This window comes from Candidatus Pelagibacter sp. PS_41, assembly GCF_059417725.1.
In genome coordinates this window covers 1,028,108-1,049,949 of the sequence record NZ_CM182062.1, presented here as the reverse complement: position 1 = coordinate 1,049,949, position 21,842 = coordinate 1,028,108, and the positions used below count along the sequence as shown (strand labels likewise).

The window sequence follows — 21,842 nt, the reverse complement described above, 5'->3', positions numbered from 1 at the left end:
TTACAATACATTTAATGAAAAAAATTATTTTTTTATTTATATCTTTATTCATTATAAGTTTTGCTAAAGCAGATACCAATACTTCTTTAAAAGATTATTTAGAAAAGAAAGATATTGAAGATGGCAAAACACAAATCTATTTATTAAATAGATGTAGTGCAGTTTATGCTTATGCATCAGGCATAATTTTAAAAACAGATGCTGTAAGTTCTAAAAATTTTATTGAGATTTCAAATAATCTTTTATTTAAGTCTGTAGAATTAATGGTAATTGAAGAAGAAAAAAAATTAGAAGAAGCTCAAAAAAAAGCTGAAGAAAATAGAAAACAGCTATTCAATAATTACATAACTGATGGTAAAAAAAATTGGGAGGAGAACAAGTCACATTTTAAAGGATCATACATTTCTGGAGATATGGCAATCTGCTCAAAACTTATTGAAGATAAGTAGATAAAATCTAAAATTCAGTTGAATTATTGTCAATTATCAATAAAAGATAAGCTCATTCATGAAAAAAAAAATTTCTTTAATAGGAGCAGGACAGATTGGTGGTACTTTAGCACACTTAATTGGAACTAAAGAAGTAGCCAATGAGGTTGTCCTTTTTGATGTTGCCAGCGGTATAGCTAAAGGAAAAGCCTTAGATATTGCCCAATCATCATCTGTTGATGGTTTTAATGTAAAATTTTCAGGTACAGATAATTATGAAGATATTAAAGACTCAGATGTAATTATAATAACTGCAGGAGTTCCAAGAAAACCAGGAATGAGTAGAGATGATTTATTAGGGATTAATTTAAAGATTATTAAACAAGTAGCAGAAGGAATAAAAAAAAATGCACCTAATGCTTTTGTTATATGCATCACAAATCCACTTGATGTAATGGTAATGGCATTTCAAAAATTTTCTAGTATGCCAGCTAATAAAGTAGTTGGAATGGCAGGAATTTTAGATAGCTCAAGATTTAAATTATTTCTATCAGAAGAGCTTAATGTTCCTGTAAAAGAAATAGACGCAATGGTAATGGGAGGTCATGGAGACACAATGGTACCATTACCAAGATTTACAAAAGTTTCAGGAAAACCTTTATTAGACTTGGTTAAAGAAGGCAAAATAACTCAAGAAAGATTAGAAGAAATAAATCAAAGAACAAGGGATGGTGGTGCTGAGATTGTAAAATATTTAGAAAAAGGATCAGCATTTTACGCACCCGCAGCATCAGGAGTTCAGATGGCAGAAGCATACTTAAAAGATGAAAAGAAGTTATTACCGTGTGCCATTCAATTAAATGGAGAGTATGGGGTAAGCAATGTTTATGCTGGCGTACCTGTAATCATTGGAAAAAATGGTGTAGAAAAAATAGAACAGATAGATCTAGATGAAAAAGAAAAAAAAGAATTTATGCATTCTATTGATGCTGTTAAAGCACTTTGGGAAGCCGCATCTAAAATAGATCCAGATCTTTCTAAATAATGAATATTCACGAACACCAGGCCAAACAAATTCTAAAAAAATATGGAGCGGTAGTTCCTGAAGGAGTTTTTGCGTTTACAGTTGAAGACTTAATTAAAAAAGTAAAATCTTTAAAAACAGAAAAATTTGTTTTAAAAGCGCAAATTCATGCTGGTGGACGAGGCAAAGCTGGAGGTGTAAAAATTTTAAACACAATTGATGAATTAAGTGCTGCTGCAAAAGAATTGCTTGGAAAAACACTCGTAACACATCAAACTGGCCCAGCAGGAAGAGAAGTAAAAAGATTATATGTAGAAGAGTCCTCTAATATTGATAAAGAATTCTATTTATCTTGTTTAGTAGATAGAGCAAGTTCAAAAATAGTATTCATATCCAGCGATCAAGGTGGAATGGACATTGAAGAAGTTGCAGAAAAAACTCCAGAAAAAATTATAACAACTAAAATAGATATTACTGATGAAATTTCTGATGCTGACTGTGAAAAAATAATTGCAATTTATGCTTTAGCAGATGATGCAAAAAAACAAGCAATAGCACTGATAAAATCAGTATATAAAATGTTTTTAGGCACAGACGCCAATATGGTTGAAGTTAACCCACTAATATTAACTAAAGAAAAAAAAATAATTTGTTTAGATGCAAAAGTTAATTTTGACTCTAATGCTTTATTTAGACATCCTGAAATAATCGAGCTTAGAGATTTAAATGAAGAAGATCCCGCAGAAATAGATGCGAGTAAACACGATCTTGCTTACATAAAACTAGATGGAAGCATTGGCTGCATGGTCAATGGAGCAGGTCTTGCAATGGCAACAATGGATATAATTAAATTATATGGTGAAGAGCCAGCAAACTTTTTAGATGTTGGCGGAGGAGCTTCAAAAGAAAAAGTTTCAGCCGCTCTTAAGATTATTCTTTCGGACAAAAATGTAAAAGGAATCCTAATAAATATATTTGGGGGAATTATGAGATGTGATGTCCTTGCACAAGGTGTTGTGGATGCTGCTAAAGAAATAAATATAAGTGTTCCATTAGTTGTAAGACTTGCTGGCACTAACTTTAAAGAAGGAAAAGAAATTTTAGATAATTCTGGGCTAAAATTGATTTCAGCTGAAAACCTAGATGACGCAGCTCAAAAAATTGTAAAGGCAATAAAATAATATGTCAGTTTTAATAAATAAAAATACAAAAGTTATATGCCAGGGTTTTACAGGTGCTCATGGAACTTTTCATTCAGAGCAAGCCATAAAATATGGAACAAATCTCGTTGGTGGAGTTACTCCAAAAAAAGGAGGACAAAAACATCTTGATCGTCCAGTATTTAATACAGTAGCTGATGCGAAACAAGAAGTTGGAGCAGATGCCACAATGATTTATGTGCCAGCAAAATTTGCTGCAGCAGCAATAATAGAAGCTATTGATGCATCTATTGAACTTATAGTTTGTATTACTGAAGGTATACCAATTCAAGATATGCTTCGAGTTAAACAAAAGCTAAATAGTTCAAAAAGTCGATTGATAGGACCTAACTGTCCAGGAATAATTACTCCTGATGAATGTAAAATTGGGATTATGCCTGGAAATATTCACAAAAAAGGCTCGGTGGGAATTGTTTCAAGATCTGGAACTTTAACTTATGAAGCAGTTGCACAAACAACTGAAAATGGATTAGGACAATCTACTTGTATAGGAATTGGTGGAGATCCAATAAATGGAACAAACTTTATTGATTGTTTGGATTTATTTTTAAATGATGATGAGACGGAATCTATTCTTATGATAGGAGAAATTGGTGGCTCTGCAGAAGAAGAAGCAGCTGAATTTATTAAAAACCACAAAATAAAAAAACCTATGGTTGGGTTTGTTGCTGGAATAACAGCACCCCCAGGAAGAACTATGGGGCACGCCGGAGCTATTATCTCTGGTGGTAAGGGCGGGGCAGAGGATAAGATTAAAAAAATGGAAGAATGTGGGATTACAATTGCAAAATCACCATCTGAACTAGGAAAAACATTATTTAAAAAATTATCTAATTGAAAATTATTTATCTGATATTATATCAATAAAATAGATGTCATCATCAAAAAATCTCGAATTCAAAAAAACCTCATTTCTTAGTAAATCAAATAGTGCATTTATAGAACAAATGTATTTAAAATTTATCAATAAAGATAAAGATCTCCCAGAAAGTTGGCAGCATTACTTTGAAGATATAGGCGAAGACTTAAGTATGATTGCGAAGGAAATTAATGGACCATCTTGGGGCTTAAAAAATAAAATTGATATAGATGAACTTCAAAAAAAAATTGAACAAGAAGAAGAAAATCCATCAGGCAATACTCAGCAAGCTAATGTGGGTCAAATAAATTTATCTAAATCAAATGAAGATTCAATTAAAGCGGTCTCTATGATTAGATCATATAGACAAAGAGGACACCTCATAGCTAAATTAGATCCATTGCAATTATTGCAGTCAGATTATCTAGATGAACTGCATCCAGAGTCTTTTGATTTTAAAAAAAGTGACTATGAAAAAAATATTTATTTAGGTGGTGTTATAAATAAAGATCAATCGAATATAAAAGAAATATTAGTATTTTTGAAGAAAACTTACTGTGGGCCAATTGGATATGAATATATGCACATATCAAATCCAACTGAAAGAAAATGGTTTAGAGATCGGATTGAAAAGTCAGAAGACAACTTAAATTTTACAAAAAATGGTAAAGAAGCAATTTTAAATAAATTAATACAAGCGGAAGGTTTTGAAAAATTTTTACATAAAAAATATGTAGGAACAAAAAGATTTGGACTAGATGGTGCAGAAAGTTTAATTCCTGCTTTGGAACAAATAATTAAGATTAGTGGCCAGTCTGCAGTCAAAGAGGTTAAGATTGGAATGTCACATAGAGGTAGACTGAATGTATTAGCGAATGTTTTGCAGAAATCATATAAAAGAATATTTAATGAATTTGCTGGAGAAATTAATGCATCATCAGAAGAAGGAGCTGGAGATGTTAAGTATCATTTAGGCGCATCTTCAAATAGAGAGTTTGATGGAAACTCTGTGCATGTTAGTTTAACAGATAACCCATCTCACTTAGAGGCAGTTAATCCAGTAGTGCTTGGGCAAACAAGAGCAAAACAATTTTTTCATAAAGATAAAGAGAGAAATAAAGTAATACCCATATTGATACATGGTGATGCTGCATTTGCAGGCCAAGGTGTGGTAGCCGAATGTTTTGCAATGTCTGGATTACCAGGTCATAACACTGGTGGAACAATTCATATTATTGTTAATAACCAAATAGGTTTTACAACAAGTCCAAGATTTGCACGATCTTCACCTTATCCATCTGATGTAGCAAAAATGGTTGATGCTCCAATTATTCATGCTAATGGAGATGACCCAGAAGCTGTCGTTTATGCGGCAAGAATAGCTACAGAGTTTAGATTAAAATTTAATAGAGACGTGGTTATAGACTTGATTTGCTATAGAAGATTTGGTCATAATGAAGGAGATGAGCCTTCATTTACTCAGCCATTGATGTATGAAAAAATTAGATCACATCCCTCTGTAGTAAATGTTTATGGGAATAAATTGATATCTGAGAATACAATTACTAATGATATTTTAGAAAACTCAATAAAAGAATTTAAAAATTTACTTGATGATCAATTTAAAAATGCAAAAAATTACAAACCTCAAATAGAATGGTTTGAAGGCACATGGTCAGCATATAAACCTGAAAAAGGAAAAGATAAAAGAGGAGTAACAGGTGCAGATACTAAAAAACTTTTAGAGATTTCAGAAAAAATAAATTCTTATTCTGAAAAATTAAATTTACATAAAACAATAACCAAAATACTAGACTCAAGAAAAAAAGCAGTCGAAAATGGATCGAACATAGACTGGTCAACTGCAGAAGCGTTGGCATTTGGATCTTTATTAGAAGAAGGATATCCAGTCAGGCTAGTTGGTCAAGATTCTGGTAGAGGAACTTTTAGTCAGAGACATTCTGTTTTAAGAAATCAAAAAGATAATAGTCGTTATGTCCCTTTAAATAATATTTCAAAAAATCAAAAGCAATTTGAAGTAGTCGACAGCTTTTTATCAGAATTAGCAGTTCTAGGTTTTGAGTATGGTTACAGTCTTGTTGAACCTAACACACTTACAATATGGGAAGCTCAGTTTGGAGATTTTGCTAATGGAGCACAAGTAGTAATAGATCAATTTATTGCATCAGGAGAAAGAAAATGGACAAGAGCATCAGGTTTAGTAATGCTTTTACCACATGGATATGAAGGTCAAGGCCCAGAACATTCATCAGCTCGTTTAGAAAGATTTTTACAACTATGTTCTAATGACAACATGCAAGTAATGAATTGCACTACTCCTGCAAATTATTTTCATGCACTAAGAAGACAAATGCATAGAGATTTTAGAAAACCATTAATTATGATGACACCAAAATCTTTATTAAGAAACAAGTATTGTGTTTCAAATTTAGAAGATTTTAATAAAGAAAATTCATTTCATAGAATATTATGGGACCATGCTGTGGACCCAAAAACTAATGGTTTTATAAAATTAAGAAAAGCTTCAGAGATTAAAAAAGTAATAATGTGCTCAGGTAAAGTTTACTTTGATTTATTAGATGCTAGAGAAAAACTTAAAATAGATGATGTAATATTGTTCAGAATTGAACAACTATATCCATTTCCTGCAAAAACTCTTGTAAAGGAACTTAAACCTTACGCTAAAAATGCTAAGTTTTATTGGTGCCAGGAAGAACCAAAAAATATGGGCGGATGGTTCTCAGTAAGAGACTATATACAATGGACATTAGAAACTATTAACGCTAATAATAGTAAAATTTCTTATATAGGAAGAAGTCCAGATGCATCTCCAGCAACAGGATATGCAAAAAGACACATTTCACAACAACAAGAGATTATTAACAAGGTTTTTGAATAAAAATGAGTGAAAAAATTTTAGTACCAGTTTTGGGTGAGAGCATAACAGAGGCAACAGTTGCTAAATGGCTTAAAAATGAAGGTGACACAGTTGAAGCCGATGAAGCAATTGTAGAGTTAGAAACTGACAAAGTTAATTTAGAAGTTCCATCTCCAATAGATGGAGTTTTATCTGAAATAAATTCAAAAGATGGTGAAACCGTAGAAGTGGGAGCTCTTCTTGGTATGATAAGTCAAAATGGAACTCAACCATCTGAAAAAAAAGTAATTACAAAAATTGAACCTAAAAAAACTGAAAATAATGTAGTTAATTTAGAAATTAAAAAAGAAATTCCTAAAGTTTTTGAAGAACCTGAAGAGAAAGAACCTTTAATATTAACCAATGAAGTTAAAGAAGAAAAAACAGATTCTTCAAATAAAAATAGTGAAGTACTTTCACCAGCTGTAAGAAAAATGGTAGTTGAAAATAAAATTGATTTAAAAAAAATTAGTGGCTCTGGTAAAGAAGGTAGAATTCTTAAAGGTGATCTGATTAGCATGATGGGAGAAAACCCTCAGCCATCAGAAAGAAAAATTAAATATGGTCAAGAAGAGAGAATTAAAATGTCTAGGCTTAGACAGACAATTGCAAAAAGATTAAAACAAGCACAAGAAAATGCAGCATTATTAACAACATTTAATGAAGTTGATATGACTGGTATAATGGAAATGAGAAAAGAGAACCAGGAAGATTTCCAAAGTAGGTATGGAATTAAATTAGGGTTTATGTCATTTTTTGTAAAAGCATGTGTTGCTGCACTAAAAATGTATCCATCAGTTAATGCTGAAATTGATGGAGATGAAATTATTTATAAAAATTATTACAATATGAGCTTTGCAGTAGGAACTGAAAAGGGATTAGTGGTACCAGTATTAAGAGATGCTGATCAGTTATCATTTGCAGATATTGAAAAAAATATTAAAACTATTTCTGAAAAAGCAAAAGATGGAAAAATAACCATAGAGGACCTTCAGGGTGGAACCTTTACAATTAGTAATGGTGGAGTTTATGGTTCAATGTTATCTACTCCAATATTAAATTTACCTCAATCTGGTGTGTTAGGTATGCATAATATAGTTGAAAGACCAATGGTAGTTGATGGTGAGATTAAAATTAGACCCATTATGTATCTTGCCTTGTCTTATGATCACAGAATTATAGATGGAAAAGAGTCAGTATCGTTCTTAAAAATGGTTAAAGAAAATTTAGAGGATCCAAGAAGGTTGTTTTTAAATATTTAAATGTCAGGTAAATTTCAAGCAGTTGTAATAGGTGGTGGTCCGGGAGGTTATGTGTGTGCAATAAGATTAGCGCAATTGGGAATTAAAACTGCATGTATAGAATCAAGAGGCTCATTAGGTGGAACTTGTTTAAATGTTGGGTGTATACCTTCTAAAAATTTACTAAATATTTCTGAAAATTATCATAAGGCGCAAAATTTCTCTAAACTTGGCATTGAGGTGAGTGGGGTAAAACTTAATCTTCAAAAAATGATGCAAAATAAGGATAAAGCGGTGACAATTTTGACTAAGGGCGTAGAGTTTTTATTTAAAAAAAATAAAGTCACTTATTTTAAAGGCACTGGAAGCTTTAAATCAGCAAATAAAATCTCGATATTAGATGATCAAAAAAAAGAAACCATAATTGAAACAGACAAAACAGTAATTAGCACAGGGTCAGTGCCAGTTGCATTACCAGGTATTAAATTTGATGAAAAAATAATTGTATCTTCAACAGGAGCATTAACTTTAGAAACTGTGCCAAAAAAAATGGTTGTAGTTGGTGGTGGTTATATAGGATTAGAGATGGGGTCTGTTTGGTCTAGATTGGGTGCAGAAGTACATGTAGTTGAATTTTTAGAGCATATTACTCCTGGTATGGATAGAGAAATATCCACAGAGTTTATGAAAATATTAAAGAAACAAGGAATTAATTTTCATATGCAGACGAAAGTAGAAGGAATTAAAAAAAATGCTAATGGTGCTAAAGTTTCAACATCTGATAAAGATGGAAAAAAAGCAGATTTTGATTGTGATGTGGTTCTTATATCTGTTGGTAGAAAACCTAATACAACTAACTTAAATTTAGAAGCAATTGGTGTTGAATTAGATGAAAAGAAAAGAATTAAAACTGACAAAGCATTTCAAACAAATATTAAGAATGTATATGCTATTGGAGATGTAATTGATGGACCAATGCTTGCTCACAAAGCTGAAGACGAAGGTATTGCAGTTGCAGAAAATATTGCAGGACAATCAGGACATGTTAATTATGATATTATTCCTGGAGTTGTTTATACAACACCAGAGGTTGCTTCAATTGGGAAAACAGAAGAACAATTAAAAGAAGCAAATATTAAATATAAAATTGGTAAATTTTCATTTATGGCAAATTCAAGAGCCAAAGCAATTGATGAAGCAGAAGGTTTTGTTAAAATCCTAGCTGACGAAAAAACAGATAGAGTTTTAGGAGCACATATTATTGGACCTCATGCAGGTGAATTAATTGGGGAAATTGGAGTTGCAATGGAGTTTGGTGCTAGCGCTGAAGATATTGCAAGAACATGTCATGCACACCCAACATTTTCAGAAGCAGTAAAAGAAGCAGCTTTATCAGTAGATAAAAGAGCAATACACTCTTAAAATATTTTCATATTATAAAGATATGAAAGTACCGATTCTTATACCAAATATTTTTAATCATCCTTTTACCTACAATTCTGATTTAACTTTAAAAGTTGGAGACTATGTGCTGGTACCTTTTGGAAAGTCAGAGGTGACTGGAGTTGTGTGGGATGACTTTGAAAAAAAAACAAATAAAAATTTTGCAATTAAAAAAGTTTTAAGGAAATTAGATGTTCCACCCTTAAAGAAAAATATAATTAAATTCCTAAACTGGTTTTCAGAATACAATATGACGCCTAAAGGTATGGCATTAAAATTATTATTATTAAGTAGTGGCGCCATAGAAAAGTTTCCAATTGAAGCATATGAAACATTCAAAATAGATATCAAAGAAAATAAAATAAAACTTTCCAAAGAACAAAAAAATTCATTAAAAAAAATGAATGTATTAAATCAAAAATTTAGAGTTCATGTTTTACAAGGCACTACAGGCTCAGGTAAAACAATGGTCTATTTTGAGGCTTTAAAAGAGATAATTAATAAGGGTTTTCAAGGATTAATTCTATTACCAGAAATCGGATTAACAGGACAGTTTCAAAATAAATTTATAGAATTTTTTGGTTTCAAGCCGGCTGTATGGCACTCAGGCATTACCAAAAAAAATAAAGAAATTATTTGGAGCGGAATAGCAAATGATAAAATTAAAGTTGTAATTGGGGCTCGATCTTCATTATTTTTACCTTTTAAAAAACTAGGATTAATTATTGTTGATGAAGAGCATGATCAATCTTACAAACAAGATGAGGGAGTAACTTACAATGCTAGAGACATGGCAATTTCAAGAGCATCTTTTGAAAATATTCCAATTAATTTAATAACCGCAGTTCCATCTATTGAAACTTATGACAATATTAAAAAAGGCAAATATAGTTTATCAAAACTTGATCAAAGGTATTTAAATGCATCTTTGCCAAAATATGAAATAATTAATCTAAATAATTCTAAACTTGAATCTCAATCCTGGATATCTAAAGAAACAATTGAAAAAGTAAATTTACATCTTGAAAAAAAAGACCAAGTTTTATTTTTTTTAAATAGAAGAGGATTTTCCCCACATGTTTTATGTAAAAAATGCTTTAGTAGCTATTCATGTCCAAATTGCTCAATAAATTTGGTATATCATAAAAACAAACAAAATTTGTTATGTCATTACTGTGGCTATAAAGCTTTACTAAATAGAGATTGCTCTAAAGAGGGCAAATGTGATTTTATTTTTAGTGGTCCTGGTGTTGAAAGAATATCGGAAGAGGTTAAAAAAAATTTTCCTACTCAAAAGACAACTATATTTTCCAGTGACACAATGAATAAAAAAAGTTCTTTGGATGTTATAGAAAAAATTATAAATAATGAAATCCAAATTTTAATTGGGACTCAATTAATTTCTAAAGGGTTTCATTTTCCAAGCTTAAATTGTATAGTAGTAGTTGATATTGATTTATCATCACAAGGTCATGACCTAAGAGGTGCTGAAAAAAACTTACAGTTATATCATCAACTTTCAGGAAGAGCAGGTAGAACAGGCAAACCAGCAACTGTTTATTTTCAAACTTACAATCTAAATACCAAAATGATTACTGATATTACCAATAAAGATCCTGATATATTTTTAGATAAAGAACTTGAAATTAGAAGAGAAAATAATCTTCCACCGTTTCAAAGATTTATTGCCTTAATAATTACTGGTAACAATGAAAGAGAACTTGAAAAAGAAGCTTATAAGTTTAAAAGTTTTATAGAAAATGCTGTTGATGGTAGAGTGCTTGGACCTGTAAACGCTCCTATATTTAGATTAAAAAAAAGATTTAGAGTAAGGCTTTTGATTAGGGGTAGAAAATCTTTAAAAGTTCAAAATTCTCTTTCAAAAGTCATTGAAAAATTCAAATTTCCCGCTGGAATGAAACTAACGGTTGATGTTGACCCAATAAACTTCAATTAATACAGAAAAAACAAGACTTTTAGACAATGTGTGACTTGAAGAGGTAGGAGTCATATGTTAATTAAAACAAAATTTTAATAAATCTTCTAATATTTATAAGGAACAATAAATTGAGCAAAAATAAAGTTTTTTCTGAAACATCGGCGGATAGATATTCTCTTGCACTTTATGAATTAGCAACAGAAGCTAATAATTTAAGTGAGATTGAGGTTCATTCTACTTCAATTATTAATTTAATTGCTTCAAGTGAAGATTTTAAATCTTTAATAAAGGATCCAACAAATAGCAAAGAAGATCAATTGAATGCTCTAAGTAAAATTTCAGAACAATATAAAATAAATGAATTATTAACAAAATTTTTAAACTTTCTAATATCTAAAAGAAGATTCTTTTATGTGGATAAAATTCTAAAAAGCTTTGTTGAAACATGTTCAGTCAAAAGAGGTGAATTAAAAGCAGAATTAACTTCTGCAAAAGATCTTACTGAAAAGGAAATTAATAACATAAAAGAAGAATTGACTAAAAACTTTAGTTCAAAAATAAAATTAAACTATAAACATGATGCAAGTTTAATTGGGGGTTTGATTGTGCAAGTCGAAAGCACAATGGTGGACACTTCCATTAAAAATAAATTACAACAAATCGAAAATAGGATGATAGAGGCATAAATGGATATAAACCCATCAGAAGTAACAAAAATATTAAAAGAGCAAATTAAAAAATTTGGGGATAAAGCAGAAGTGACTGAAGTTGGTCAAGTTTTGTCAGTAGGAGATGGTATTGCCAGAGTGTACGGATTAGACAATGTTCAAGCTGGAGAAATGGTAGAATTTTCTGATGGATCAAAAGGTATGGCTCTAAACTTAGAAAGCGAAAACGTTGGAGTTGTAATTTTCGGAGATGATAGAAAAATTAAAGAAGGTGACGTTGTTAAAAGAACAGGAAGTATTGTTGATACACCCGTTGGAAAAGAATTATTAGGAAGAGTTGTTGATGGATTAGGAAATCCAATCGACGGCAAAGGTGCTTTAGATAAAGCAACTAAAAGAAGTAGAGTTGAAGTAAAAGCTCCTGGAATTATTCCAAGACAATCTGTTAGTGAACCCATGCAAACAGGCTTAAAATCAATTGACAGTTTAGTTCCAGTTGGAAGAGGACAGCGTGAATTAATTATTGGGGATAGACAAACTGGAAAAACTGCAGTTGCTATCGATGCGATCATTAACCAAAAAAAAATAAATGAATCTGGCGATGAGAAGCAAAAACTTTACTGTATCTATGTCGCTATAGGTCAAAAAAGATCTACTGTTAGACAAATTCAAAAAACTTTAGAAGAAGCTGGTGCAATGGAATATACAACAATTGTTGCTGCTACTGCTTCAGATGCAGCACCACTTCAGTTTTTAGCACCATATACAGGCTGCACTATGGGTGAATACTATAGAGATAATGGTATGCATGCATTAATCATTTATGACGATTTATCTAAACAGGCTGTAGCTTATAGACAAATGTCACTTTTATTAAGAAGACCTCCAGGAAGAGAAGCTTATCCAGGGGATGTATTTTATTTACACAGCAGATTGCTTGAGAGAGCAGCCAAACTTAGTGATGAGCATGGTGGAGGTTCATTAACCGCTCTTCCAATAATTGAAACCCAAGGTGGAGACGTATCTGCTTTTATTCCAACTAACGTTATATCAATTACAGATGGTCAAATATTTCTTGAAACAGAATTATTTAACCAAGGAATTAGACCAGCGATTAACGTAGGTCTATCAGTTTCTAGAGTTGGATCTGCAGCACAAACAAAAGCAATGAAAAAAGTTTCTGGTTCAATGAAATTAGAGCTTGCTCAATATAGAGAAATGGCTGCCTTTGCACAATTTGGATCAGATTTAGATGCATCAACACAAAAACTTTTAAATAGAGGTTCAAAACTAACTGAACTTTTAAAACAAAAACAATATTCTCCTATGACAGTTGCTGAGCAAGTAATTTCAGTTTTCTGTGGAGTAAAAGGTTATTTGGATGATGTTGAACTTAAAGATATTGCTGAGTTTGAGTCTAAGATTATTGAAAAATGTAAATCTGAAAAACCAGAAATTTTAGAATCTGTTTTAAGTTCAGGTAAACTTGAAGAAGATACTGAAAAATTATTAGTTGAAACTATCATGGAACTTAAGAAGAACTTTAATTCTTAAAATATGGCAACACTAGACGACTTAAAAAAAAGAATAGCGAGTGTAAAGTCTACACAAAAAATTACTAAAGCCATGAAAATGGTTGCAGCCGCTAAACTTAGAAGAGCACAAGAAAATGCTGAAAAGGGAAGACCTTATTCTGAAAAAATGAATAACATTATTCTTAATTTATCTAGTGGCATTTCTGATAAAGAAAATGCCCCTAAGCTTCTTTCTGGAACAGGTGAAGATAAAGTGCATTTATGTATTGTGTTAACATCTGATCGTGGTCTATGTGGTGGTTTTAATACAAATATTATTAAAAAAGCCAAAGCATATTTTCAAAAAATATCTGATGAGGGAAAAACTTTAAAGATTATAACAGTTGGCTCTAAAGGGTATGATCAATTAAAAAGAGTTTATAAAAATGATATTGTAGAGAGAATATCTTTTAAAGATTCAAAAACTATTAATTATCTAGATGCTGAAAAAGTGGGGAAAATGATAATTGATAACTTTGAAAAAAAAGAATTTGATGTGTGTACAATTTTTTATAATAAATTTAAAAATGTAATTACTCAAATACCTCAAGAACAACAAATAATTCCTTTAAAAACATCTGAAGCAGAAGAAAATTCTTCTGAGGATAATTATGAATTTGAACCAGATGAAGATGAAATTTTAAGCAATTTATTGCCTAAAAACATATCTACTCAGATTTTTAAAGCGATGTTAGAAAATTCAGCTAGCGAACAGGGCTCAAGAATGAGTGCAATGGATAATGCAACCCGTAACGCAGGTGAAATGGTTGACAAGCTAACTATTGAGTATAATAGAAGTCGTCAAGCAGCTATTACAAAAGAACTAATTGAAATTATATCAGGAGCGGAAAGTTTATAATTATGAGCAAAGGAAAAATCACACAGATCATTGGAGCAGTAGTAGACGTAAAATTTAATGGAGAATTGCCAGAAATTTTATCAGCATTAGAATGTAAAAATGGAGACAACAGATTAGTTTTAGAAGTTGCTCAGCACCTTGGTGAGTCAAGTGTAAGAACTATTGCAATGGATGCTACCGAAGGATTAAAAAGAGGAGACGAAGTAATCGCAACAGGTGCTCCTATCCAAGTTCCAGTTGGTCCAGAGACCTTAGGAAGAATTATAAATGTAATAGGTGAACCTATTGATGAAAAAGGTGAAGTTAAAACAAAAGAGAAATGGCCAATCCATAGAGCTGCACCTGAATTTAGTGATCAGTCAACAGAGACAGAAATTCTAGTTACAGGAATTAAAGTAGTTGATCTATTAGCACCATACGCCAAAGGAGGAAAAATTGGTTTATTTGGAGGTGCGGGTGTTGGTAAAACAGTACTTATTATGGAATTAATTAACAACGTAGCAAAAGCCCATGGTGGATTTTCTGTGTTTGCCGGTGTTGGTGAAAGAACTAGAGAAGGAAATGATCTTTATCACGAAATGATAGACTCAGGCGTTATTAAGCCAGAAGGCCCAGGATCAAAAGCTGCACTAGTGTATGGTCAAATGAATGAACCCCCAGGAGCTAGAGCAAGAGTTGCCTTAACAGGTCTAACTGTAGCTGAATATTTTAGAGACCAAGAAGGACAAGACGTATTATTCTTCGTTGATAATATCTTTAGATTTACTCAAGCAGGTTCAGAAGTTTCTGCACTATTAGGAAGAATTCCTTCAGCAGTTGGATATCAGCCTACACTTGCAACAGACATGGGTAACCTTCAAGAAAGAATTACAACTACTAACAAGGGTTCTATTACATCTGTACAAGCAATTTATGTACCAGCAGATGACTTGACTGACCCCGCACCTGCAACATCTTTTGCTCATTTAGATGCAACAACTGTATTATCGAGACAGATAGCTGAAATTGGAATTTATCCAGCAGTTGATCCACTAGATTCTACTTCTAGAATTTTAGATCCTAGAATAGTTGGTGATGAGCATTACAGAGTTGCTAGAGAAGTGCAAAAAGTTCTTCAAACTTACAAATCACTACAAGATATTATTGCAATTTTAGGAATGGATGAATTATCGGAAGAAGATAAATTAACAGTAGCTAGAGCACGTAAAATACAAAGATTTTTATCACAACCTTTCTTTGTTGCAGAAGTCTTTACTGGTTCTCCAGGGAAATTAGTAGATTTAGAATCTACAATTAAAGGTTTTGCAGCAATATGTAATGGTGAGTATGATCATTTACCAGAAGCTGCATTTTATATGGTGGGTACAATTGAAGAAGCTGTAGAAAAAGCAGAAAAAATGGCAAAAGACGCTGCTGCATGATGAGTGAAGAGTTCAAAATAGAAATTGTAAACCCAGAAAAATCTTTTCTTACAAAAGAAGATGTAACAGAAGTTGTTGTACCTGCTTTTGAGGGAGAAATGGGGATTTTAAAGGACCATATCTCAATTATTTCATTTTTAAAGCCAGGGATTATTAAAATCTTTTCTAAATCAGGAGAGGATAACTACTATGTTGAGGATGGAATTGTTGAATTTAAGAATAATAATTTATCAGTTCTAACAAGTTCAATTTTTAATATCAAAGATATTGATAAAGATAAAATTAGTGAACTACTTACTCAAGCAGAAGAAAATTTAAAAAATAGTGACATTACGGATCAAAATAAATACCTAGTTGATCAAAAAATTGAAGTTTTAAAAACTATAAATTAATAATTTTTCTTACTTGGTCTTGGATATTTTTGTAAACATGCATTTTAAAATCCACAACTAAGTCAGTTATTTTTTCAAGCTCAATCCATTTCCACTCTGAAAATTCAGGTTGTGCAGTTTTAATATTTATTTGATTATCTTGTCCTAAAAATCTCATTACGAACCATTTTTGTTCTTGGCCTCTATATTTTCCTTTCCAGATAATTCCAAGTAAGTTTTTTGGCAATTCATAAGAGATTAGACCATCAAGTTCTTTAATTAGCTCTACACTATTTATACTGGTTTCTTCTTCTAGTTCTCTATAAGCAGCATCCAAATAATCTTCACCTTTGTTAACTCCACCCTGAGGCATTTGCCAAAAATTTTTTTGATTATCTATTCTTTTTGCAACAAAAACTTTATTTTCTTTGTTTAATACAACAATGCCAACTCCACTTCGTAAAGGGAGGTCTAAATTAGCGCTTGTCATTTATCCGTTAAGTAATTTTATAGCAAAATTTAACTGGTTATCAGTTTCTGAATTGATCTTAAAATCATCAGAACCTTCTACAACTTCTATATCAGGAGTTACTCCAACTTCTGAAATAGATTTTCCAGATGGAAGATAATATTTTGCAATTGTTAATCTTATGGCACCTCTATTCTTAAGAGGTATTATTGATTGCACCGATCCTTTCCCGTAACTATTTTCACCAACAATAATTGCTCTTTTATGATCTTTTAATGCACCAGCTACTATTTCAGCCGCAGAAGCTGATCCATAATTAATGAGAACTAATACAGTTTTTCCATTAGTTAAATCACCTTTTTTTGCAAACCATTTTCGATTTTCAGAGGGCTGTCTACTTTTCGTTGATACAATTTCACCATTATCTAAAAAAAAATCAGATATTTTAATTGCCTGAGAAAGTAATCCACCTGGGTTATTTCTTAGATCTAAAATATACCCCTTAAGCTTTTTATTATTATTTAGTTTTTTAATTTTTTCTTTGACTTGTGAGCTACTATTTTCATTGAAAGAAGTTAATCTTATATAACCTATGTTATTTTCTAAAAGTTCAAATTTTACAGATTGAACTTCAATTATTTCTCTTGTGATATTAAAAATTAATGCTTTTTTTTCACCTCTTCTTCTAACTGTTATTTCTATACTTGAACCAACAGGTCCACGCATCAACTCAACAGCTTGTGTTAAAGACTTTCCTTGAACTTGAGTATCGTTAATTTTAACAATATAGTCACCAGCTTTTAAGCCAGCTTTTGAAGCAGGAGTATTATCTATTGGCGATATTACTTTAACAACACCTGCCTCCATACCTACTTCAATACCTAAACCACCGAATTCTCCGCTTGTTTCAGTTTGCATACTCTTAAAGTTTTCAGGCGTCATATATGCGGAGTAAGGGTCTAAAGATTGTAATAAACCGTTTATGGCAGCATCCATACTTTGTGACTGATCAATTTCATCAACGTATTCATCATTTATTTTTTCAAGAACTTCACCAAATAAATCAATCTTTTTATAAATTTCAGAGTTATCAGAAAAACTTTTTTGATAAATAAATAAGAAAACTAAAACAAAAAAAGAAATCTTTTTGATTAGGCTCATATCATCACTTTTTCTTTAGGAATTACTTCAGACCAAATTTTTTCAAGTTCATAAAATTTTCTTTTATCAGGATGGAATATATGGACAATTAAATCAATACCATCAACCAATTTCCAATCTCCACTTTCTTTTCCTTCAATTTTAGAATTTTTAACTCCATTAGATCTTAATTTTTCCAGTACCATTTCTGATAAAGCTTGAATGTGTCTTGATGAGGTACCACTTGCTATGATTAAGTAGTCGGCCATTGAACTTTTATTTTTAAGATCTATTGAAACAATATCTAAGGCTTTATTGGAATCTAGTGTTTCTAAAATTAAGTTTTTTAAATCTGAGTTTTTTTCCATTAATATATTTAACCTTATCAAACTTTTCTTAATTGAGAAGATGAAATATTAACCTTTTTAAATTTAATAAATGATAATCTTTTTTTATTCACACCATTATAGGTGACTGACTTTAAAGATTTAGCCTTGTATCCTTGTCGATCAAACACTAGGAGATTGCATTTTTTAACAATAGATTTCCACTTGTGCCATTTATGAAAGTTAATAAGGTTGTCAGCACCCATAATAAAATATAGCTCATATTTTTTATTTTTTTTCAGATAGTTGATAAGGTCAATAGTTCTATTAGAGGATATCTTTTCTTCATAAAATCTTATTTTTATAAAATCATTTTTTGCAATTAGTTTTTTTGCAAATTGGATTCTATTTTTTAAATTTGATTTACTAATATCTTTGAATGGATTTTGTTTAGTAATCGCCCAGATGACATTTTTTAGATTAAGTAATTTTTTTGCCTGTTTTGAAATTTCTAAGTGCCCCTTGTGAGCAGGATCAAATGTACCTCCTAATATTCCAACTTTTATTTTTTTGTTATTTTCTAATTTTACCATTACTGACTATTTCGTATTTATATGAAACAAGCTGCCCAAGCCCAACAGGACCTCTTGGAGGTAATGTGTTTGTAGAAATACCAACCTCACCACCAAAACCAAACTCACCACCGTCAGCGAATTGTGTAGAAGTATTATGCATAGCTATAGAACTTTTAATATTTTTTAAAAATCGATTGGCTGTTTTTTTATTTTTTGTAACAATAGAGTCAGTGTGCATAGTTCCATATTTATTAATATGCTTTATTGCTTCTTTATAATTTTTGACAGTTTTTACAGAAACAATTGCTGATAAATACTCTGTAGACCAATCCTTATCTTTTGCGGGATATATTTTTCCTTTGTAATTATTTCTTATAACGTGATCTCCAAAAATTTTGCAGTTGTTTTCTTCTAATTTTTTTAAAATTGGGTTACAAAATTTTTTAATTATTTTTTGGTGCATCAAAATTGTTTCCGTAGCACCACAAATGCTAGTATTCCTTAACTTTGCATTGTAAACAATGTCTATTGCCATCTTAAGATCAGCATCTTTATCTATGTATGTATGACAAAGACCCTCTAAATGTCCAATGATAGGTACGGTTGAGGACTCTTGTACTCTTTTAACCAAACTTTTTCCTCCACGTGGAATAATCACATTTATATAATTTTTCATTTTTGAAAGCATGTAATCAACTATTTTCCTATCTTTGGAGTTTATAAATTGGATAAAATTTTGATCTACTTTATTTTCTTTAAGTGATTTTCGAAATAAGTTTGCTAAAATTTTGTTAGTATTTATAGCTTCTGATCCACCTTTTAATATTACTGCATTCCCAGATTTAAAACATAAACTTGCAACATCAGATGTAACATTAGGTCTGCTTTCATAAATTATACCCAATACACCTATAGGCACAGACACTCTACTTATTGTTAAGCCGTTTGGTCTACGCCATTTTTCTAATATACAATCAACCGGATCTTTAATTTTTACAATTTTTTCAATAGATTTTTTTATACTGACTAATTTTTTATGATCAATTGTAAGCCTATCTATTAAATTATTCTTTAAGTTTTTTTTTTTAGCAAATTTGATATCTTTTTGGTTGGCACTAATTATAGAGTTTTTTTCTTTATCAAGTAATAAAGCATATCTCTTTAAAATTTTATTTTTAGTTCGTGTATCAATTTTATTTAGGATAGCCTTTCTAGCATTTTGACCAAGTGAATTCATAATTTTGTTCATTCTATATTTCCACTATATCATCTTTATGTATAACTTCTGATTTAGCAACATATCCTAATATTTTTTCTATTTCTCTTGAGTGATAACCTTTAATTCGTTCTATTTCATCAGACGAGAATGAACTAAGTCCTCTAGCGCACTCATTGTTATTTTTGTCTAAGACTTTTATATGATCACCTTTTTTAAAATTACCAGTTACTTTTTTTACGCCAGCGGCCAATAAACTTTTACCATTTGTGAGTGCTTGTCTTGCACCATCATCAATAATAAGAGCTCCTTTTGGTGAGACAGAACTAATGATCCATTTTTTTCTAGCATCTAATTTTGAAACTTTAGGTAGAAACCACGTACAATTATTTTCCTCAATTATTTTTTTTATAGGTCTATTTAACAAACCATTTGCGATTACCATTTTACAACCTGACAATTGACAAATTTTAGCAGCATCAATTTTTGTTTTCATTCCACCCGTACCAAGATCACCAATACTTTTAGTGGCTATTCTTTCAACATTCCTATCAATATTTTTTATTTCTTTAATAAGTTCAGCATTTTTAAAAATTTTTGGATTTTGAGTGTAAAGACCATTAACATCTGAAAGCAATATAAGTGTGTCTGCTCTAGATATTTGAGCAACCCTTGATGCCAACCTATCATTATCACCATATTTTATTTCAGTTGTTGCTGTTGTATCATTTTCATTTACAATTGGTATAAAGCCTAACTCAAATAAATTATCAAAAGTTCTTTTTGCGTTTAAAGCCCTTCTTCTTTGTTCAGTATCCTCTAGTGTTAAAAGAATCTGAGAAATATTAATTTTTAACTTTGAGAAACTTCCTGAAAATAAATTCATCAACTCTATTTGACCAATTGATGCAACAGCCTGACTTTTATCAATTTTAAGACTTTTTTTATTTATATTGAGTTTTTTGCAACCCATGGCAATTGCACCAGAGCTTACAATGATTACTTTTCTATTTTTTTTTATGAGTTCTTTAATATCTTTGGCAAATTCAGATAACCATTTATTTCTTATTTTTTTATTATCATCTATCAGTAAAGATGAGCCTATCTTAACCACAATAATTTTTGAATTTTCAAGATACATATGAAAGTAATTTAGCTTTTATTTGAGATATTGACTCTTTATCGAGTGTTGAAAGTATAACAACTTCTGAGTTTTTATTTTTAGAAAATTCTTTTAAAATTTGACTTACTTCTTCTTTTTCTAATAAGTCAGCTTTATTTAATACAATTAATTCCTTTTTATTTAGTAAATCTTTACTATAGCTACCAAGTTCAGTTCGAACTTGTTTGTAGGTATTTTCAAGATCCTGGTTAGTAATATCTAACAAGTGCATTAAAGTTTTACACCTTTCTATATGCTTTAAAAATTGAATACCTAATCCCACTCCTTCATGTGCACCCTCAACTAAACCTGGAATATCGGCTAATGTAATTTCCTTATCATCATAACTCGCAACTCCTAAATTTGGGTTTAATGTTGTAAATTTATAGTTAGCTATTTTTGGCATTGCATTTGTAATGGCAGCTAATAAACTTGATTTACCTGCATTAGGCAATCCCACTATCCCAACATCTGCAATAGTTTTTAATTGTAACCAAATTATATATTCTTCTCCTATTGTACCCTTAGTGAATTTTTTTGGTGCTCTATTAGTAGAACTTTTAAATCTTGTATTTCCAAGCCCACCCTTGCCACCATTAGCAACAACAAATTCTTCACCTTCTTTTTTAAAGTCAAAAATTAAAGTTTTATTATCTTCCTCAAAAACTTGTGTTCCTATTGGTACTTTTAAAAATAAATCATCACCGCCACGACCTGTACGGTTTTGTCCTGATCCATTTTCTCCACGTTCAGCTTTATGATGTTGTTGGAATCTGTAATCAATAAGTGTGTTTAAATTTCTTTCAGATCTTAAAATTATGGAGCCACCTTTGCCACCATCACCACCATCAGGTCCGCCGTATTCAATAAATTTTTCACGTCGAAAACTTGGAGAGCCATGTCCTCCATTGCCTGCTTTTACATAAATTTTAACTTGATCAAGAAACTTCATAATACAACTCTCAATTT

Annotated in this window: 20 protein-coding genes; 13 read left to right on the top strand and 7 right to left on the bottom strand. The window is 30.9% G+C overall.

The annotated features are described in order from the left end of the window. Positions 1-14: 14 nt before the first annotated feature. The 13 genes from AC5SL8_RS05745 to atpC all read left to right on the top strand — a co-directional run bounded on the left by AC5SL8_RS05745 (position 15) and on the right by atpC (position 16,006). On the top strand, positions 15-449 hold the full coding sequence (locus AC5SL8_RS05745) for a hypothetical protein (RefSeq protein ID WP_494579610.1): 435 nt from the start codon (positions 15-17) through the stop codon (positions 447-449). A 58-nt stretch (positions 450-507) separates the two neighbouring features. Beyond that, the gene (mdh, locus tag AC5SL8_RS05740) at positions 508-1,473 is read left to right on the top strand and encodes a malate dehydrogenase (RefSeq protein ID WP_494579608.1); all 966 of its coding nucleotides are present in this window, start codon (positions 508-510) and stop codon (positions 1,471-1,473) included. Beyond that, positions 1,473-2,633, top strand: coding sequence for an ADP-forming succinate--CoA ligase subunit beta (sucC, locus tag AC5SL8_RS05735; protein ID WP_494579606.1), 1,161 nt, complete (start codon positions 1,473-1,475; stop codon positions 2,631-2,633). The genes mdh and sucC overlap by 1 nt, the downstream gene beginning before the upstream one ends. A gap of 1 nt (position 2,634) precedes the next feature. After that, positions 2,635-3,510 (top strand): succinate--CoA ligase subunit alpha, encoded by an 876-nt coding sequence (gene sucD / locus AC5SL8_RS05730; RefSeq protein ID WP_494579604.1) that lies wholly within the window; start codon positions 2,635-2,637, stop codon positions 3,508-3,510. Between the two features lie 34 nt (positions 3,511-3,544). Continuing rightward, the gene (locus AC5SL8_RS05725; protein ID WP_494579602.1) at positions 3,545-6,451 is read left to right on the top strand and encodes a 2-oxoglutarate dehydrogenase E1 component; all 2,907 of its coding nucleotides are present in this window, start codon (positions 3,545-3,547) and stop codon (positions 6,449-6,451) included. Positions 6,452-6,453: 2 nt separating this feature from the next. Further along, entirely contained in the window at positions 6,454-7,731 is a 1,278-nt protein-coding gene (gene odhB, locus AC5SL8_RS05720) for a 2-oxoglutarate dehydrogenase complex dihydrolipoyllysine-residue succinyltransferase (RefSeq protein ID WP_494579601.1), read from the top strand. Continuing rightward, positions 7,732-9,132 (top strand): dihydrolipoyl dehydrogenase, encoded by a 1,401-nt coding sequence (gene lpdA, locus AC5SL8_RS05715; protein WP_494579599.1) that lies wholly within the window; start codon positions 7,732-7,734, stop codon positions 9,130-9,132. Between the two features lie 22 nt (positions 9,133-9,154). Next, entirely contained in the window at positions 9,155-11,110 is a 1,956-nt protein-coding gene (priA, locus tag AC5SL8_RS05710) for a replication restart helicase PriA (RefSeq protein WP_494579597.1), read from the top strand. A gap of 110 nt (positions 11,111-11,220) precedes the next feature. Next, the gene (atpH, locus tag AC5SL8_RS05705; RefSeq protein ID WP_494579595.1) at positions 11,221-11,778 is read left to right on the top strand and encodes an ATP synthase F1 subunit delta; all 558 of its coding nucleotides are present in this window, start codon (positions 11,221-11,223) and stop codon (positions 11,776-11,778) included. Then, positions 11,779-13,314, top strand: coding sequence for a F0F1 ATP synthase subunit alpha (atpA, locus tag AC5SL8_RS05700; protein WP_494579593.1), 1,536 nt, complete (start codon positions 11,779-11,781; stop codon positions 13,312-13,314). 3 nt (positions 13,315-13,317) lie between these two features. Beyond that, on the top strand, positions 13,318-14,193 hold the full coding sequence (locus tag AC5SL8_RS05695) for a F0F1 ATP synthase subunit gamma (protein ID WP_494579591.1): 876 nt from the start codon (positions 13,318-13,320) through the stop codon (positions 14,191-14,193). Between the two features lie 2 nt (positions 14,194-14,195). Further along, positions 14,196-15,614 (top strand): F0F1 ATP synthase subunit beta, encoded by a 1,419-nt coding sequence (gene atpD, locus AC5SL8_RS05690; RefSeq protein WP_494579589.1) that lies wholly within the window; start codon positions 14,196-14,198, stop codon positions 15,612-15,614. After that, on the top strand, positions 15,614-16,006 hold the full coding sequence (gene atpC / locus AC5SL8_RS05685; RefSeq protein WP_494579587.1) for an ATP synthase F1 subunit epsilon: 393 nt from the start codon (positions 15,614-15,616) through the stop codon (positions 16,004-16,006). The genes atpD and atpC overlap by 1 nt, the downstream gene beginning before the upstream one ends. On the opposite strand, the gene AC5SL8_RS05680 is transcribed toward atpC, so the two are convergent. Genes AC5SL8_RS05680 through cgtA form a run of 7 tightly spaced genes read right to left on the bottom strand, consistent with a single transcriptional unit; the run spans position 15,996 to position 21,825 of the window. Further along, positions 15,996-16,475, bottom strand: a complete 480-nt coding sequence (locus tag AC5SL8_RS05680) for an RNA pyrophosphohydrolase (protein WP_494579585.1) — start codon at positions 16,473-16,475, stop codon at positions 15,996-15,998. The genes atpC and AC5SL8_RS05680 overlap by 11 nt on opposite strands. Next, positions 16,476-17,615 carry a S41 family peptidase gene (locus AC5SL8_RS05675; protein WP_494579583.1) on the bottom strand — a complete coding sequence of 380 codons (1,140 nt, stop codon included), beginning with the start codon at positions 17,613-17,615 and terminating at the stop codon, positions 16,476-16,478. It abuts the gene before it with no gap. Beyond that, the gene (gene rsfS, locus AC5SL8_RS05670; RefSeq protein ID WP_494573015.1) at positions 17,612-17,962 is read right to left on the bottom strand and encodes a ribosome silencing factor; all 351 of its coding nucleotides are present in this window, start codon (positions 17,960-17,962) and stop codon (positions 17,612-17,614) included. Before rsfS ends, AC5SL8_RS05675 begins: the two co-directional genes overlap by 4 nt. 17 nt (positions 17,963-17,979) lie before the next feature. Further along, positions 17,980-18,513 (bottom strand): nicotinate (nicotinamide) nucleotide adenylyltransferase, encoded by a 534-nt coding sequence (gene nadD, locus AC5SL8_RS05665; RefSeq protein WP_494579581.1) that lies wholly within the window; start codon positions 18,511-18,513, stop codon positions 17,980-17,982. Further along, a complete protein-coding gene (locus tag AC5SL8_RS05660; protein WP_494579580.1) occupies positions 18,494-19,744 on the bottom strand; it encodes a glutamate-5-semialdehyde dehydrogenase in 1,251 nt (416 codons plus the stop codon). Before AC5SL8_RS05660 ends, nadD begins: the two co-directional genes overlap by 20 nt. Before the next feature lies 1 nt (position 19,745). Continuing rightward, positions 19,746-20,852 (bottom strand): glutamate 5-kinase, encoded by a 1,107-nt coding sequence (proB, locus tag AC5SL8_RS05655; RefSeq protein WP_494579579.1) that lies wholly within the window; start codon positions 20,850-20,852, stop codon positions 19,746-19,748. Then, positions 20,842-21,825, bottom strand: a complete 984-nt coding sequence (gene cgtA, locus AC5SL8_RS05650) for an Obg family GTPase CgtA (protein ID WP_494579577.1) — start codon at positions 21,823-21,825, stop codon at positions 20,842-20,844. The genes proB and cgtA overlap by 11 nt, the downstream gene beginning before the upstream one ends. Between the last annotated feature and the right edge of the window lie 17 nt (positions 21,826-21,842).

Bases quoted from the DNA above. Each gene is read 5' to 3' on its own strand.
- atpC (WP_494579587.1), top strand. From the start codon at position 15,614: ATGAGTGAAGAGTTCAAAATAGAAATTGTAAACCCAGAAAAATCTTTT.
- cgtA (WP_494579577.1), bottom strand. From the start codon at position 21,825: ATGAAGTTTCTTGATCAAGTTAAAATTTATGTAAAAGCAGGCAATGGA.
- atpA (WP_494579593.1), top strand. From the start codon at position 11,779: ATGGATATAAACCCATCAGAAGTAACAAAAATATTAAAAGAGCAAATT.
- AC5SL8_RS05680 (WP_494579585.1), bottom strand. From the start codon at position 16,475: ATGACAAGCGCTAATTTAGACCTCCCTTTACGAAGTGGAGTTGGCATT.
- AC5SL8_RS05675 (WP_494579583.1), bottom strand. From the start codon at position 17,615: ATGAGCCTAATCAAAAAGATTTCTTTTTTTGTTTTAGTTTTCTTATTT.
- atpD (WP_494579589.1), top strand. From the start codon at position 14,196: ATGAGCAAAGGAAAAATCACACAGATCATTGGAGCAGTAGTAGACGTA.
- lpdA (WP_494579599.1), top strand. From the start codon at position 7,732: ATGTCAGGTAAATTTCAAGCAGTTGTAATAGGTGGTGGTCCGGGAGGT.
- AC5SL8_RS05745 (WP_494579610.1), top strand. From the start codon at position 15: ATGAAAAAAATTATTTTTTTATTTATATCTTTATTCATTATAAGTTTT.
- sucD (WP_494579604.1), top strand. From the start codon at position 2,635: ATGTCAGTTTTAATAAATAAAAATACAAAAGTTATATGCCAGGGTTTT.
- AC5SL8_RS05725 (WP_494579602.1), top strand. From the start codon at position 3,545: ATGTCATCATCAAAAAATCTCGAATTCAAAAAAACCTCATTTCTTAGT.
- AC5SL8_RS05660 (WP_494579580.1), bottom strand. From the start codon at position 19,744: ATGAACAAAATTATGAATTCACTTGGTCAAAATGCTAGAAAGGCTATC.
- AC5SL8_RS05695 (WP_494579591.1), top strand. From the start codon at position 13,318: ATGGCAACACTAGACGACTTAAAAAAAAGAATAGCGAGTGTAAAGTCT.
- rsfS (WP_494573015.1), bottom strand. From the start codon at position 17,962: ATGGAAAAAAACTCAGATTTAAAAAACTTAATTTTAGAAACACTAGAT.
- priA (WP_494579597.1), top strand. From the start codon at position 9,155: ATGAAAGTACCGATTCTTATACCAAATATTTTTAATCATCCTTTTACC.
- nadD (WP_494579581.1), bottom strand. From the start codon at position 18,513: ATGGTAAAATTAGAAAATAACAAAAAAATAAAAGTTGGAATATTAGGA.
- sucC (WP_494579606.1), top strand. From the start codon at position 1,473: ATGAATATTCACGAACACCAGGCCAAACAAATTCTAAAAAAATATGGA.
- odhB (WP_494579601.1), top strand. From the start codon at position 6,454: ATGAGTGAAAAAATTTTAGTACCAGTTTTGGGTGAGAGCATAACAGAG.
- mdh (WP_494579608.1), top strand. From the start codon at position 508: ATGAAAAAAAAAATTTCTTTAATAGGAGCAGGACAGATTGGTGGTACT.
- proB (WP_494579579.1), bottom strand. From the start codon at position 20,852: ATGTATCTTGAAAATTCAAAAATTATTGTGGTTAAGATAGGCTCATCT.